The sequence below is a fragment of the Sorangium sp. So ce726 genome, from assembly GCF_051521405.1.
Lineage (GTDB): Bacteria > Myxococcota_A > Polyangia > Polyangiales > Polyangiaceae > Sorangium.
Window position 1 is genome coordinate 3,333,142 of record NZ_CP150349.1, and the last position, 14,359, is coordinate 3,347,500.

Below are 14,359 nucleotides of genomic sequence, written 5' to 3' on the forward strand. Positions count from 1 at the left end.
GCTCACCCATGGCTCCCTACTCCCGGAAGTGTCGTGTTCAGCGGAGAGCGCGCTACGTCCGCCCAATCGGCCGCCGTTGCGGAAACCGGCCCGCCTTCGTCACGCTGTACCGGGAAGCTCGTCAGCGTCGCAGCGCGCCGGGCGAGCTCTTCCCCCGCGACGGCACGGACAGGGCGCGGCGACCGAAGCCGCGGCAGTGGAGGCGGCGGGAGCTTCGCCCGCGGGCTCGTGGCCACAAGCTCGGGAGACGGCACCACGGGCGGAGGAACGTCGAGCGCGCGGGGAGGTACCGTCGGCGGAGTCGGCGGCGCCGAACTCGGGGCCGGCGACGACGCCGGACGCGCCGAGCTCTCGCGCTTGGTGACTGGCTCGCCCACCTGGATCACCACGGTCTCCTCCGCGTCCGATCGGTGGTCGTCGTGTAGCCGCCAGAGGCGCTCCCAGTACCGCGCCGGCGTACCGGTGAAGGCCTCCAGCTGCCTGGCAAGGCCCGGCGTCATCGGGAGGTCGCTCCTCAGCAACCGTTCCACCTCCCTCGGCTCCAACCCCGTGCTCTCGGCCAGCTTCCTCCTCCACGAAGCCGTCGTTGCGCAGAACGACTCGAGGATCCTTCCTGGCCAGGGGACGGGGCGCGCACGGGCGTCTGTCAGCTCCGCGAGCGCCGCGTCGACGTGACAGTCCAGAAGGCGCCGGTATCGATCCCGGTCCCCCACGGCCTGCTCCTTCGCATCGGTGAGGGCTGCCTCGTCGTCATCATGCGCGTGCTCGCGCGCCTCGCGAAGCCCGCGCTCCCGTCCCAGCGCTTCGCGCGCGGTGACCGCGAAGCCGATCGCGACACAGGCTATCATCGCGAGCCCGAGCGGCGAAATGAGCCACATCGCACCAAGTAGATCCTCCATCGTATTCATCGCGTTTCGTCTCCTGGACGTGATCGCTCATGTCGGGATGCAAGGCGGATCTTCGCCTTGTGCTGTTCGAAGACGTCACCAGGGGCCGCCTGTGAGCTGCCGAAGGACAGCCGAGGATTCAGCGAAGCTGCCGGAGGAGTGCTTCGCGCTCGGCAACGAACCGCCCACGGGGGAACTCCCGCGCATGGGTGTTCAGCAGCCGGAGAGCCTCGACGTTCGCCGTGACACTGCGCGCCTCAATGGCCCTCCGGGCCTGGTTGATCAGGCTCCGCTCGCGCTCCTCGCCGGTCGTCGGCCGAGCGGCGTTCGCCGGAGACGCGGGCCGGCGATCTGTCGTCGTTGAGGGAACGGGCGTGCTGCTCGCCACCGCCTGCACGCGCGCGCTTCCTTGCTCGCTCGGCGACGACATCCCGCGCGCTATCGGCGCGGCCGGTGCTGCGGCGCTGTGCGCGCGTTCTCCGCTGGCGGGCGCTACGGCGCTGTGCGCGCCACCTTGCGCAGGGGACGCCGCAGCCTCCTGCGCAGCGGGCGGGGTGGCAGGGCCCGCCGCCGCCCCGTACCATGATTGCAGGTCGGGCAGGGACGACACCGAGGAGACGAGCGCGCCGGTCAGCACGGCGAGCGCACCCTGAACGACGATCCTCACGGCCAGGCGGCGTAGCGAGGCCACCCACGACGCGCGGCGCCCGAAGCCCAGTGCGAGCGGCACGCAGAGGCGATCGTCCCTTCCCTGCGAGCGCTCCTGCGCCTGCCACCGCTCCCGCTGCAGCCGGAGCTCCTGGTGCGCCCGCCTGTGTCGCGTCCTCACCGTGTCCAGCGGAAGTCCCTGCTCGGCCGCGATCTCGGCGAGCGGAACCTCTTGGAGATCGTGCTTGATCACGAGATCCCGGTACTTGGGATCAAGTTGGTCTATCAGCTCCCGCGTGAACTTTTCCCGCTGCCGTCTCCGGAGCAGCTCTTCCGGCGTGGGGTATTCGTCTCGGATATCGCACTTATCGAACGACGTCAGCACCTCGCCGCGGCAGCGTGCGTCACGGACGTGATTACGCGCCTGGTTGATGGCGATCGTGACGCGGTACGGCGCTGGGTCTCCCCCTGGTTCGAGCCGCTTGTCGGCCTCCAGCCCGCGCAGCAGCGCTTCCTGAGCGATATCCTCGGCGTTTCGCTCCGGCACGCCGTGGCGCCTGGCGAGCCGCCGGAAGAGCTCGAAGCCGGGGAAGACGGTCGGTGGCTTGCCCACGGTAAGCAGCACACTTGAGCCGGCCAAACTGCTTCACAAAAAAGAACCAACGAGCAATATTGGTCGGACAATGTAAGCCAAGGCATCATCTTTGACCACGCGGAAGCGGGTCTAGCGGACGACTGAGCACATTCCGTCATACGACCGCCAATTCTCGCCCAAACGGCCGAGGCGTCGCGATTTTCGGCGGTTGACGCCGAACGGCCGGCGTCAGTACCGTCCCTGGATGCGTTGCATTGCGCATTCGCTCTCGATATTTCTCACGCTCGGGGTCGCAACAGGCTTCCCGACCTCGGCCAGCGCCGATGATGTCCCCCCGAAGGCGCAACCGACTTCACGAAGTCTGCCAGCGCCGTCGATGTCGCCCCCGAAGGCGGGACCGAACGACAGCTCATCGGTGAAGGACCATGTTCGCCGTGGTCAGAGAGCGCGCAATGCCGGGCGGTTGAGCGAGGCATATGCTGCCTACAAGGCTGCTTTCGACGCCGCAGACCCGACGACCAGCACCGAGCGAGAGCGGGCGGAGATCGCCGGCGAGCTCGGCCTTTGCGAGGTCGCGTTGCACAAGTATCGCGATGCGGCCGAGCACCTTGCCAAGAGCCTCGAACAGCGCGAAGCGCTGCCGGACGCGCTCGAGCGGCGATTCCAGGCAGGCCAGCGCGAGGCAGTGAAGCGCGTCGCTACGCTCGTGCTCTCGGTGGATCCGCCCGACGCCGAGGTGCTCATCGACGGCGAGCGCGTCGGACGGACCGCGCGCACCTATACGCTCTTCTTCGAGCCGGGGGACAAACACATGGTGCGGGGCCGTGCACCGGGCCACGCGGACGCGTTTCAGGGGTTTCTTGGCGTGGCGGGCGTGGAGCACGAGATGACGATGGAGCTATCCCGCGCGGCGGCGGGGAGCGCCGAGGAGGCGAGCAGCCCCAAGGAGACGGCGCCGCAATCACCGAAGGAAACGCTGCAGGCCGTGGGCTCTTCGCCTGCTGTGAGGCGCCCTCCACCCAGCCCCTGGACATCCTGGCCAGGCACCCTGCGCACCGCCGGTATCGGGTTGACCTTGGCGACAGGTTCGCTCGGTGCGGTCTTCATGGTCCGCGCGAGGACTGCCGACGGAGACCTGTACGAGCGGAACGCGAGGCTCGACGCCGCGGGGGTCTCTCAGGGGGCGTGTCGGGAAACGCCGAAACCTTCCGCGTGCTCCGAGCTGTCGGGTCTACGACGAGAGCGAGATCTCTTCGCCGGGGTCGGAACGGCTATGGTGGTAACGAGCGGTGTGGTGGGCGCTGCGACCCTGGCTTCGTTCTTCACGGACTTCTCTTTTCTGCACGCCGAACCGACCAAAGCTCGGCTCGGGCTGGCGCCGACGATTGCACCGACACAGGCCGGCTTCGTGGCTTACGGCGCGTGGTGATCAGGGAGCAAGGACATGCCTCTTCGCAAACTGCAACGAATGCGGCTGCTGTTGGCCGTGGGCATCCTCTCCACGGTCGGCGCGGGCGGCCTCTCCGGGTGCGCTTACGACGATAGCTGCTATGAAGAACGCCTCTGCCTCACACCACCGAAGTCTGTCTGTGACGGCGACCCCGCAACGGCAGTGGCATACGACGAATGCGGGGTGTTCGTCAGCGAGCAGGGCGACGACAAGAGCCCCGGCACGAAGGACGCGCCGGTGAAGACCTTGCAACATGCGGTCGGGCTCGCCGCAAGCGGACGAGGAAACGGCGAGACTGCGACCAGGCGCGTGTACGCTTGTGGTGGGGCGTTCAAGGAGGCGATCTCGCTCCCCCAGGGAGTCGACCTCTGGGGCGGCCGTCTGTGTGCCGGCGGTGACTGGTCCTACGGAGGGCCGCTCGACGGGCAGAGCGCGCTAACCGTCATCGCGCCGCCCGTGGGGATCCCGGTGCGGGTCCTCGGGGGGGAGGATGCGGTCATCGCGACGGACGCTACGACGTCCGTGATCTTCGGCGTGCGCGCGGTGGCAGCCGACGCCTCCGCGAGCGACGGCAAGTCGTCGATCGCGATGCTTCTGAGCCCTGGGGCCAGGGCAATCGTGCGGGCGAGCGAGATCTTCGCAGGCGACGGAAAGGATGGGGAGCCTGGCGAGGACGCGCCGAGCTTCCGCGCGAGCGCCGGCGTGGTGGGGAACAACGGCGTAGACGCCTGCACCGCGGACGTGGCGCTGGGCGCCCTTCCGGTCGTAACCGTGTGCGATGACGGCATCGAGTCGACGGGTGGCCAGGGGGGCGATGGAGGCCTCGAGACGGGCGGTGACGGGACGTCAGGATTGCCGGAACCGGTCGGGACTCCGGACAATCGCGGCCTGGCTGGCAGCGGCGCTTCCAGCATGCCGTGCAAGGATGGGGAGAGGGGAGCAGACGGCGCCGATGCGGAGCGCGCTGCCGGAGCGGTTGACCCTGGTCGTCTGAGCCTCGACGGATGGGTCGGCGTCCGCGGGAAGGACGGGGCGAAGGGCGGCGCCGGTCAGGGCGGCGGCGGGGGTGGTGGCGGCAAGGGGCGCGACGACATGAACGCGTGTCCGGCAGGTCGACCCCAGGGCGGCGCGGCCGGCGGATCGGGCGGCAGCGGCGGCTGTGGGGGCAAGGGGGGCCAGGGGGGCGGCTACGGCGGCGCGAGCATCGCGATCGTGGCCTTGCAAGGGAGCGACCTCACGGTCGATGACGACAGCACGGTCCTCGGGGCCAAGGGCGGCAATGGCGGGGTCGGCGGAACGGGCCAGTGGGGAGGCCTTGGCGTCGGCGGCGGCCTCGGCGGAAACAAGCTTCTGACCGACACGTCGCGAGGGTGTGCCGGCGGCGATGGCGGCCACGGAGGTCGCGGGGGCGATGCCGGCGGCGGTCTCGGTGGCCACTCGCTCGGCATCGCTTCCGTGGGCGCCGCCGTGACCATCTTGCCGAATGCGACGGTCTCGCCCGGCCAAGCCGGCACCGGGGGGCTCGGCGGCAATGCAACCCCGGAAAGCCACTCCGGCCAGGCGCATGACGGGACTAAGGTGTTTTGGTACCGGTTCGATGCGCCGGCCCCGGAACCGCCTCAGTGAACCGCACTGTGCCGGTCGGCGCACGTCAGGAGATGCACATGAAAAAGAGCACCGCGGCGACCTTGGTCCTTCTGCTGTCCCCGTGGGCGATCGGCTGCGGAACTGCGCCCGGCGTGAACGACCCTGGCGTGACGCCTTGTGAAGGCACCTCGTGCGTGGGCGAGCCGCCGCCGGAGTCGGTCTGCGTCGAGCACGTCGCGGCCGATATCATCGACGACGGCTGCGGCGTGTTCGTCGCCGGAGCCTTGGGTGGGGGCGACGACGGGAACCCCGGCACGAAGGCGAAGCCGGTGTTCACCGTCGAGCGCGCCGTCGAGCTCGCGCGCACTGGACGAGGGCGCGTGTTCATCTGCAACGACGGATTCGAGGTGAATCAGATCAGGATGCCCTCCGGCGTGGATCTGCTCGGGGGCTTCGACTGCCGGCGATGGAATCGCGACCCCCGAATCCCGCTGTCCTCGTTTACTCACAAGACGGTCTTCGGCCCCATGGTGATCGTCGAGCCTGCGGGCCCCGAGGACAGGGGGGCCGCGGACGGGGTGTCGACGCTCGCCGATCTCTACGTTCGCTCGGCGGGCGAGGTCGGCGTGATCATTCAGTCCAACACGGCAGTGGAGATCCTGCGGAGCGAGATCTCCACCCGCGGAGGAAATGGAGGCAGTCCTGGCGCGAAGTGGCAGCAGTACAGCCAACCGGACGGACCGGACGGCATGTTCGGTGGCGACGCGTGCTCGGCGGTCGTCGTTGCCGGCGGGCCTGCGGTCGTGAACGAATGCGAGAGCGGGCTCACGAGCGTTGGCGGCAAGGGAGGGGATGGGCTGCCCGACAGCGCCGAGGATGGAGGCGACGGGGAGCCCGCCGACGCTTCGCCCTCGGGACGCGGTGGTACCGCAGAGCAGGACGACGCCAGTTGCTACGTCGGATCCAAGGGGGGCCCGGGGACTCCGGGGAAGCCGGGCGCGCCCGGCAAGGGTATCGGACGCCTCACCGAGACAGGATGGGAGGGCAACACGGGGGGCGCAGGGACCTGGGGCACGCCAGGCCAGGGCGGCGGCGGCGGCGGCGGCCGTCGGGGCGGGCTCGCCCTGTGCGACGTGGCCTCCAAGGGAGGCCCGGGAGGAGGCTCGGGAGGCGCCGGAGGTTGCGGAGGCCGAGGAGGCCGCGGGGGAGCGAACGGACAGCCGTCCATCGCCGTCCTCGCGCTTCATGCCCGGGTGACCGTGCGCGACACCAAGATCACGGCGGACTTTGGCGGCAGCGGTGGCGACGGCGGGGAACCCCAGCGAGGCGGCCGAGGCGGCCGAGGCGTACGGGGCGGAGCGCTGGGGGACGGGTTTTACTCCTGTCTCGGCGGCCGTGGAGGCGACGGTGGGCCCGGCGGCTACGGCGGCCCAGGGCGCGGCGGCGACTCCATCGGCATCGCCTACCTCGACGAGGACCAGTTCACGCTCGAGGGCGTCTCCATCGAGACCGGACAGCCGGGCAAGGGCGGCACCAGCTGGAACCACGATGGCACCACGACGGTGGGAGAGAGCGGCCAGGCCCACCCGACCCTTCGCTTTCCCGAATAGCCGAAGTCACGTCCCGGCGAGGACGGCGCAGAGCTCCACGACGGCTACGAGGGAGCTTCGGAATCCGAGTCCACGAGCCAGCTATCCAGGAGGCTGGAGGCCCAAGCGACCATGGAGGCCGGCGGCTCGCCTTCACCGTCCCACGAAGCGACCAGCGCTTCGAGCTCACGCTTGGCAGCCATGGCGCGGAGAGTCTCCGGCGATTCGTCGTGCGGGCGCATGCGCGCAAGCTCCTCCAGCATCTTGTCCTTGTGCAGAAAGCCATCCGTCGACGCTGACAAAAAAACCGCCGCCGACTGTCGTTCTGACTCCGGCAATCTTCTAACCATCGCAGGCCACCTGAGAGTCCATCCAATCTGGTGATGCGCCCGGAGCACAGCAAGCACCGCAACAAACCGATCTGTAAGGCTGCTCTCATCGACCTTTGCGCGAGGTGCCGGCACTTCGGACGGCGATGGTTTCACCCATGTGTAGCGATCCGAAAACAGGCAGTCGTATAGCCTGACTTCCCCCGGAATCCGCAGGTTCGTCGCCACCTCCGGCACGAGTACGGTTCCGACCTCTGGCGGCATGCGCTCGCAACCAAACGTTGCTTCGATCTCGTGGGCGATCCAGTCCGCGTACGGCTGCTCGTCAGGCGACAGATCGAAGGTGACGTATCGCCGGGTTATGGTGACGGTCCTTGGGTTTTCATGGTCCGGGTTCGAGATGAGCCAGGGATCGAGCGGGCTTCGAGACACAATGAATAGCATACCCCGAAAGGAGACCGTGAAAGATTCCCTTAGCTCCTTCACTATTTCGATCGTGCGCGGACTGTGGATGATGTAGTAAGGAGCCAGAAAGCTCACTTCAAACGAGAGCGTTCGGCCGGCAGACTGTGGCAGATTGATCGTGAAGGAATAGCAACCATCGCAGCCGCCGCTGTGGAGATGTAGCGACTGATCCGTGAGCATGCCGGGGAAGCGTTCTCCGATCCGACGCCGCATGGCGTGCCAGCGCTCGTCCTTTGAAGCCTGGATCCGCGCGGCCACTAGCCGGGCGTGCTCTTCGGTCTTGTTGCGGAGCTGTTCGTCGACATCGTCGGTGATTCCAACCCCACGGGGGTAGTATCGGTAGACAATGTCCAGTAGTTCGGCAAGGCTGTGTTTCATGGATTCTGGAGTCTGGCGCCGAGGGGCTTGTAAAAATCGCTCTCAAATTGCTCTGTTATTCTAGCCTTGAACGTCCTACAGAATATACCAGGAGGGAGGTTCTCGCCATCATCCTTTTTGTACACTTCATCCGCTGACCAATTCGCCACATCAGCGCTGATAGTGGCCGCCCTCTCCGCCGAGATCTTCCCCCAAACCACGCTTTGCAATGGCATCCCAATGTGAACCATGCACGCATCGTCGCCCTCTTGATTGTGGCCGAAGAACAGATATGCCTTTGCCTCCTGCCAACCACCCGCGACTGCCCCATCGTAGGCAACGATGGTAACAAAATCGAAAGCCCGCGGGTCGATTAGTTTTTTGCCTGTGCACCCCATGGTCGGAGCGCCGCTCTGCTGGCAGGGGTCTGGCGGGCTCGTCGGGCTAGCTGTCGGCTTCTCCGAGCTGTCGCTCGGGCGCTCCTCGTCGTCGTCGTCTTCGTCTTCGAGATCCGACTCGTTGCACGCGATCTTGCGCTCGCCGCCACCTTGCGGGTCGGCCCCGAAGTCACCGGATGCGGCGGAGGTGTAGATGGGGCGGGGCTCAGAGCCTGGACCGGCACCTGCACCCGAAGTCCTTTCCTCGACAGGATAGCAGTCGCCGAACGTCCAGTTGCACGCCGCCAGCGTCCAAACCGATATGGTCACGATCAGCAACAGAACTCTTCTCGCGTTCATTTCTCACTCCATCGAAGCACAGGACCAGCAACAACGACGACGGACACGTAGCCCGGGAGCACCAGGCTGCCCCGACCGACCCAATCCACGTTGACGCTCACCGACACGCCCAGCGGTCCAGCAACGTACGCGTTGGTCTGCGCATGGCCGCCTACGGCCAAGCCAGCGACGTGGCCGCACAAGGTGACGCCGCACGCCGGCATGACGTAGAACGCGACCGATGGCCCCGCGCTGATGTTGCCGTCCTTCCACGCGTACCCGATGTCAACCGAGGTCTGGTTGTAGACCCCGGGCCCGTCCTCCTGGGTCGGGGGTAGGATCGTGCACAGGTCGTGCACCGTGAACAGGATATCTCGCTGGATGGGCCACGATATGCCAGCGTGCGGCCCCACCGCGAGGCGCGGAACGGTACCGGCTTGGAGCCACCCGAGGCTTATTCCGGCACTCAGCTCGGATGCGTCTGCCTGTGTCGGAACGACACTGAGCAGGAGCGCGAACACCGCCCACGATGAGAGCTGCCAGCCTGTCGTCCTCATCGTCTCTCCCCCCGTCTTCCGAAACACACGAGCAACGTGGCGACGCGGGCCATTCTTCTGAGGACAGGATTGGGCGTCAAACGGAATCTAGACAAGGACACAGCCATGGACGTGGGTCGTACCGTCCAGAGCGTGCGCCAGTGCGCCGCTGCCTGCGCGGCTCCAGTCCTCGTCAACCTGCCGGCATCGGCTGCCGGTGCAGGTCGCCGTGCGAGCGGGCTAGCCGCCGCGCGGCTTGGGCTGCACGACGTCGCCCGCGAGCGCGACGCGCGCCGCGGGCACGCCGAGCCTTGACAGTCACGCGAGCACAGCGCTCGCCACCAGCATGGACCAGAGCCCGACCGGCAGACGAACGTGCGGCGGCGCTCGCCTCGCCCTCCGCGCCCTGGCATCGCCGACGCTGAACCCCACCGCGGCGTGCCGGACCGAGGGCGGAGCCGACCGGCGGCTGAGGTGCTCGCCGAGCGCGCCGGGCGCTTGGAGGCCGCCCGAGCTCGTTGCCGACGAGGAGCGCCCCACGGCCGACACCGCACGGAATGGACGCAGTTCCGTTAGCAGCGTGCGCCGATGTGCGATGGAGATGATTCGGTGCCGCCGATGGCCCCACCGCCACGGCACGGCCGCACCCGCGATCGCAGCCGGTCCCGGTGCACCCCTCGGTGTCACCTCCGCGAGCGACGCCGAGGGGGCGCTCAGAACTACCAAATCGAGCCCTTCGTTATCCCCGGTTTTCGGCCCCTCAGCGACGCTTCCCAGAACACCTAACCCCGCGATACGGCTCGATGTTCTCTCCGGGCGCGTACCCCGGTAGTTCGCGGCGAACTACCGGGAGCGCAGAACTACCGTTTCGGGCACCTTTTGGCGGCGTCGGTCACGGTTGCGAACGAACCCAACACGGATGGAGGTACATCATGACACGAGCGGCTCTCGCCCGTGTATCGGCACCCCTTGCTCTTCGTCAGGCGGACAACGGCACGCGCGTGGTCGAGAGGACATTCCCGGACGTGCCAGCCCGAAGAGCGCGCCCTCCGAGGGGGCTTCCCCAGCCCACCACGGCCACGGCGACGCTCGCGATCCCGCTGGACGGGCTCACGCTCACAGCGCCGCACCCGGAGATGCTCTCGCAGAAGAACGTTGAGTCGGTCACCGGGATCCCGGCACGCGTCTTCCTCGACACGATCCGAGGACCGGGCTTCCCGCTGCCGGTCACGAGGCTTGGCAAGCTGCGCCTCGTCCAGCGTGAAGCGTTCGTCGCCTACCTCCAGGCGCTGGCCAGTGACCCACCATTGCGCGGTGACGCAGAGGTGGATGAGCGCACACGGGTTGCCGCGGTGCTGGCCTCTGTTGGCCTAGAGTCTGTCCCATGCCCGAACACCGACCGGGCGAGCGCTCCTCCCGCAGGAACACGCCGTGCTAGGCTGCCGCCGAAGTAGAGCGGGCCCGCTCGGCGCGACCAACGCCGGACGGGCCCTTGATCGACCCCCGCATCACCGGAGACCGATCCATGACCGACGTACCCCAGCGACGGGCGCGCGCCAAGCGCTCGGCTTCGTTCCCCACCGCATCCCATCCTGCACCGGCGTCGACCGACCGGCGTCCGCGTTCGGGCCGCTCTGGCGGGCGCCCCTCTCCGGCCGCGGAGCCAGCTGTGCCCGTCGCAGACTCACCGAGTTCGGCGAGCACGACGGATCGCCCGAAGCTGACCGCCCGCGCCCCTGGCAGTCCAGCAGGAGAAAAGCGCGCCAACGGCTCCGGGTCCGTCCGGCTGCGCGGGAAGACGTGGACCGCGCGCCTCAGCCTCGGCGAGGCCGGTCGATCCACGTTCAGCTTGCCGACGTGCCGGACCGAGCAGGAAGCCAACGCGCGCTTGGAGGTGCTGGCCGACCTCGCCGGGCGCCTGCTCGCAGCCGGCCAGATCGTTCTCGGCTTGCCGCTGCTGGAGCGGGCTGCTGCGCGCGAGGGCAGCGCGCTCCGCGACGTCCGGCTTGCAATCGAGCAGCTCTGCAGGGGCGAAGCGCGTGCTCGCGCGTCCGGGGAAACAACCTTCGCTGAGTTCGCCGAGTTGGTTGTTTCTGGAAGGCTCGCCGAGCAATACCCACTGCATGTGAAAGCGCTTCGCCATCCGGAGCAATACCGGCATAAGCTCAATCATGTTCTAGGGGTACTCGGCCCCGTTCCTCTCTCTCGTTTGACGCTCGATCATGCGGATCGCGCGATCTCCATGCTGCCAGGACATCTTGAGGACTCCTCGCGCCAAGGAGTCGCAAAGGTCATTCATCGGATACTCGCGCTCGCGACCTATCCGGCGCGCATCATCGCCAGCAATCCGCTGCCGCGTGGATGGATCCCCAAGGCAGAGGACAACAAGGCCAAAGGCTCCCTCTATCCCGACGAGGATAGGCGCCTCATGGCGGCGATGAATATTCCGCTGTCCTATCGGATCTATTATGGCTTCCTGATTCGCGAGGGAATGCGGGCGGACGAGGCCGGAAGGCTGGAGCCGTCCGACCTCGATCTCGAGCGCGGCGCCGTGGTGCTCGACGAGAACAAGACGGATGACCCACGCGCCTGGGCACTCTCACCCGACGTCGTGCGCGCGCTTCGGGCCTATTTCGCTATATGTCCCCCGAAGGAGCGTGTCTTCATTGGGCCGAGTGGGCCCCTGCCGGGGCGCAGTGGGGCGCACAACTTTCGAAATCACCTGCGCCGAGCTGGCATCGATCGGCCCGAGTTGTTCGAGACCACGCAGTCACGGCTGAATATACGCTTGCACGACACCCGCGCGACCTTCATCACAATCAAACTCGCAAACGGCCGCACGGAGACGTGGATCTCCGATCGGACCGGGCATAAGTCGAGCCGCCAGATCCACCACTACAAGCGCGCGGCGCGCAAGGTCGCTGAGCTCGGCTTGGGGGACTTCGCGCCTCTGGACGAGGCGATCCCCGAGCTGAACGGCAAGGGCGGCCCTTTAGGTGGAGGTGCTCCCACGTCCGCGGGACTGGAGGCGGGCTCGCCGTCGCCGAGCAACGGCGCGTCCCTTGTCCGCGCGCTGCACCACCGAGCGCCGGGCGCGGTCGTTGACCACGCCGGCCAGCCGGCAGCGGGCGCCCCGGTGGCTGCAGGCGGCCCGTTGGGCCCGCGTTGGGCCACGCCGGCGAGCGACCCGACCGCGAATCAGACAGAACAGATTGAAATCATTGACATTTCGTCCGCCTCCGTCGCGTCGTCCCAGAAATCCTGGCGGGATTTCTGACGCACCGAACCAGGCGCGCTCACTCCCCTTGCTGAGTGCGCTTGCGGAAGCGCAGCAGCTTACCGCGCGAGACGCCGAGCCGTTCCGCGGCCGACGTCACGTTGCCTCCGGCGGCCGCGAGGGCGGACTCGACGCGCTCCTGCGTGAGCGCGGTCTTCTGGTCGTCCGGCGCCTTCCCGAGCACCTCCTCGACCGCCCACAGCCGCAGCCCGGGCTCGTGATCGAGGCGGCGCACCTCCGCGAGGGCCGCGTCGAGCCCGCGCACGTTGCTCGGCCAGGGATCGAGCAGCAGCCGCTCCATGGCCTCGACCTCGACCGCTTCGGCCGGGAGCGCGACGCCCGCGCGCCGCGCGAGCTCGCCTGCCACGCTGAAGAGGTCCTCGCGCCGCTCGCGGAGCGCCGGCACGTGGATGCGCGCCATCGCGAGCCGCGCGAACAGGTCGCGCCGGAACGCCCCGCGCTCCACCATCTCCTCGAGGTCCCTGTGGGTCGCGGCGACGACCAGCACGTTCACGTGGACCGGCCGCTGCGCCCCGACCGGCAGCACCTCGCGGTTCTCCAGGAGCCGCAGCAGCTTCGCCTGGAGATCGGGATCGAGCTCGCCGATCTCGTCGAGGAACAGCGTCCCGCCGTCGTGGGCCACGACGATCCCGGGCGCTGCGCTGCGCGCGTCCGAGAACGCCCCCGCCACGTGCCCGAACATCTGCGACTCGAAGACGCCGCGGGCGACGCCGGCCACGTTCACCGCCGCGAACGGCGCCGCGCGCCCGAGGGCCGCCGCCGTGGCGCGGGCGACGAGCTCCTTGCCCACGCCGGTCTCCCCCTCGATGAGCACGTTGCCTGGGCGGCTCCGCGGCAATCCCGCGAGGGGCTGCGCCACGCCGCGCAGCCCGTACGGCCCGACGAGCCCGCCGACGGGCGGCGCCGGATCGAGCGGGCCGAGGAGCTCCTCGCGGAAGACGAACAGGACGCGCCCGAGCCTCAGCACTGCCCCGTCATCGAGCGGCGTGAGATCGCGCGGCGCGAGCCTCGACCCGTTCACCCACGTGCCGTTGCGCGACCCGACGTCGGCGACGCGCAGCGCGCCGCCGGCGCGATCGATCCGCAGGTGCTTGCCTGATACCTCTGCGTCGGCGAGGCCGCGCTCGGCGAGCCAGGTGCGGCCGATGACGGTCCCGGAGTCGGGCAGCGCGAACGCCATGGGCCGCGGGAACGCGCACACCAGCGCTGGCCGCCGCCTCCCGGCCTCGGGCCGCACCGGGCTCCGGTGCTCGACGGTGCTCGACACGTCCTTGGCCATTCTGCTCGCAGGGTGCCATGCACCTCCGGAGCGTGGAAGCGCCGCGCTGGGGGGCGACGGTGATGTCGTTCGCCCGGAGAGCGGCGCAGCTCGCCGCAGAGAAGCGCAGCTTCAGCGCCTCAGAGAGACCGCCCGTCGAACCCGCACATCGGGTCGCCCGGGTTCGTGCACCTGGGCTGCTGGGGCCCCACCTCCACCTGCGGTCGCGGTCCCGACGCTGCAGGTCGGGCGAGCGCCTCCCGCAGGTGGGCGAGCGCGCTCTCGTAGGCGCGGAGCGCGCCCTCATCGGCGCCCGGCGTCCTCGCGCGCGCCGCGGCGACCTGGGCCGCCGCCGTTGCCTCGGGCCGCCGCCGCTCCGCGGCCCATGCGGCGAGATCGGCGTGGCGCCGATCGAGCGCCGCGACCCTCTCGAGCGCGTCGAGCCGTGTCTCGAGCGCGTCGAGCGCGTCCCCGAACGCCCGCAGCCGGTTGTGGTCCAGCGCCCGCGGATCGAGGGCGTTCCGTGCCGCCTCCGCGGTCGCAGTTGCCTCCTCGGCGTCGCGGGCGAGGGGCCGGCCGCGCAGCGCCGCGTGGCGTCGGTCGAGGGCCGCGAGCTCGGCCGTCCTAGCGCTCTCGCGCTCCTC

At 68.8% G+C, this 14,359-nt stretch carries 11 protein-coding genes (1 of these 11 cut by a window edge); 5 read left to right on the top strand and 6 right to left on the bottom strand.

The window, feature by feature from the left end; all coding sequences use genetic code 11:
• Positions 1-671 precede the first annotated feature (671 nt).
• Positions 672-890 (top strand): hypothetical protein, encoded by a 219-nt coding sequence (locus tag WME79_RS12680; protein WP_437535073.1) that lies wholly within the window; start codon positions 672-674, stop codon positions 888-890.
• 136 nt (positions 891-1,026) lie between these two features.
• Here the strand turns inward: WME79_RS12680 and WME79_RS12685 are convergent, their stop codons facing one another.
• Positions 1,027-2,148, bottom strand: a complete 1,122-nt coding sequence (locus WME79_RS12685) for an RNA polymerase sigma factor (protein WP_437535074.1) — start codon at positions 2,146-2,148, stop codon at positions 1,027-1,029.
• A 358-nt stretch (positions 2,149-2,506) separates the two neighbouring features.
• On the opposite strand from WME79_RS12685, the gene WME79_RS12690 reads away from it, so the two are divergent.
• The 3 genes from WME79_RS12690 to WME79_RS12700 are packed head-to-tail and all read left to right on the top strand — an operon-like array spanning position 2,507 to position 6,777.
• The gene (locus WME79_RS12690) at positions 2,507-3,559 is read left to right on the top strand and encodes a hypothetical protein (protein WP_437535075.1); all 1,053 of its coding nucleotides are present in this window, start codon (positions 2,507-2,509) and stop codon (positions 3,557-3,559) included.
• 15 nt (positions 3,560-3,574) lie between these two features.
• The gene (locus WME79_RS12695; RefSeq protein WP_437535076.1) at positions 3,575-5,206 is read left to right on the top strand and encodes a hypothetical protein; all 1,632 of its coding nucleotides are present in this window, start codon (positions 3,575-3,577) and stop codon (positions 5,204-5,206) included.
• Positions 5,207-5,244: 38 nt separating this feature from the next.
• Positions 5,245-6,777 carry a hypothetical protein gene (locus WME79_RS12700; RefSeq protein ID WP_437535077.1) on the top strand — a complete coding sequence of 511 codons (1,533 nt, stop codon included), beginning with the start codon at positions 5,245-5,247 and terminating at the stop codon, positions 6,775-6,777.
• Positions 6,778-6,821: 44 nt separating this feature from the next.
• Here the strand turns inward: WME79_RS12700 and WME79_RS12705 are convergent, their stop codons facing one another.
• From WME79_RS12705 to WME79_RS12715, 3 genes are read right to left on the bottom strand one after another with little or no spacing between them, the layout of a single operon-like run.
• The gene (locus WME79_RS12705; protein ID WP_437535078.1) at positions 6,822-7,928 is read right to left on the bottom strand and encodes a hypothetical protein; all 1,107 of its coding nucleotides are present in this window, start codon (positions 7,926-7,928) and stop codon (positions 6,822-6,824) included.
• The gene (locus WME79_RS12710; RefSeq protein WP_437535079.1) at positions 7,925-8,644 is read right to left on the bottom strand and encodes a hypothetical protein; all 720 of its coding nucleotides are present in this window, start codon (positions 8,642-8,644) and stop codon (positions 7,925-7,927) included. Before WME79_RS12710 ends, WME79_RS12705 begins: the two co-directional genes overlap by 4 nt.
• Entirely contained in the window at positions 8,641-9,180 is a 540-nt protein-coding gene (locus WME79_RS12715) for a hypothetical protein (protein WP_437535080.1), read from the bottom strand. Before WME79_RS12715 ends, WME79_RS12710 begins: the two co-directional genes overlap by 4 nt.
• 1,648 nt (positions 9,181-10,828) lie before the next feature.
• Here WME79_RS12715 and WME79_RS12720 point away from each other — a divergent pair.
• Positions 10,829-12,436: a tyrosine-type recombinase/integrase gene (locus tag WME79_RS12720; RefSeq protein WP_437535081.1), complete on the top strand. Its 1,608-nt coding sequence runs from the start codon at positions 10,829-10,831 to the stop codon at positions 12,434-12,436.
• A 19-nt stretch (positions 12,437-12,455) separates the two neighbouring features.
• On the opposite strand, the gene WME79_RS12725 is transcribed toward WME79_RS12720, so the two are convergent.
• Together WME79_RS12725 and WME79_RS12730 are read right to left on the bottom strand one after the other, a co-directional pair.
• Complete coding sequence (locus WME79_RS12725; protein ID WP_437535082.1) at positions 12,456-13,736, bottom strand: sigma 54-interacting transcriptional regulator; 1,281 nt, start codon at positions 13,734-13,736, stop codon at positions 12,456-12,458.
• 119 nt (positions 13,737-13,855) lie between these two features.
• Positions 13,856-14,359, bottom strand: partial view of a hypothetical protein gene (locus WME79_RS12730; protein WP_437535083.1) — the 3' end only. It continues 510 nt past the right edge of the window; 504 of the gene's 1,014 nt are visible here — the last part of the coding sequence; the start codon falls outside the window, past its right edge; the stop codon is at positions 13,856-13,858.

Coding starts and splice junctions, on each gene's coding strand:
- WME79_RS12690 (WP_437535075.1), top strand. CDS start 2,507: ATGTCGCCCCCGAAGGCGGGACCGAACGACAGCTCATCGGTGAAGGAC.
- WME79_RS12695 (WP_437535076.1), top strand. CDS start 3,575: ATGCCTCTTCGCAAACTGCAACGAATGCGGCTGCTGTTGGCCGTGGGC.
- WME79_RS12700 (WP_437535077.1), top strand. CDS start 5,245: ATGAAAAAGAGCACCGCGGCGACCTTGGTCCTTCTGCTGTCCCCGTGG.
- WME79_RS12705 (WP_437535078.1), bottom strand. CDS start 7,928: ATGAAACACAGCCTTGCCGAACTACTGGACATTGTCTACCGATACTAC.
- WME79_RS12710 (WP_437535079.1), bottom strand. CDS start 8,644: ATGAACGCGAGAAGAGTTCTGTTGCTGATCGTGACCATATCGGTTTGG.
- WME79_RS12715 (WP_437535080.1), bottom strand. CDS start 9,180: ATGAGGACGACAGGCTGGCAGCTCTCATCGTGGGCGGTGTTCGCGCTC.
- WME79_RS12725 (WP_437535082.1), bottom strand. CDS start 13,736: ATGGCCAAGGACGTGTCGAGCACCGTCGAGCACCGGAGCCCGGTGCGG.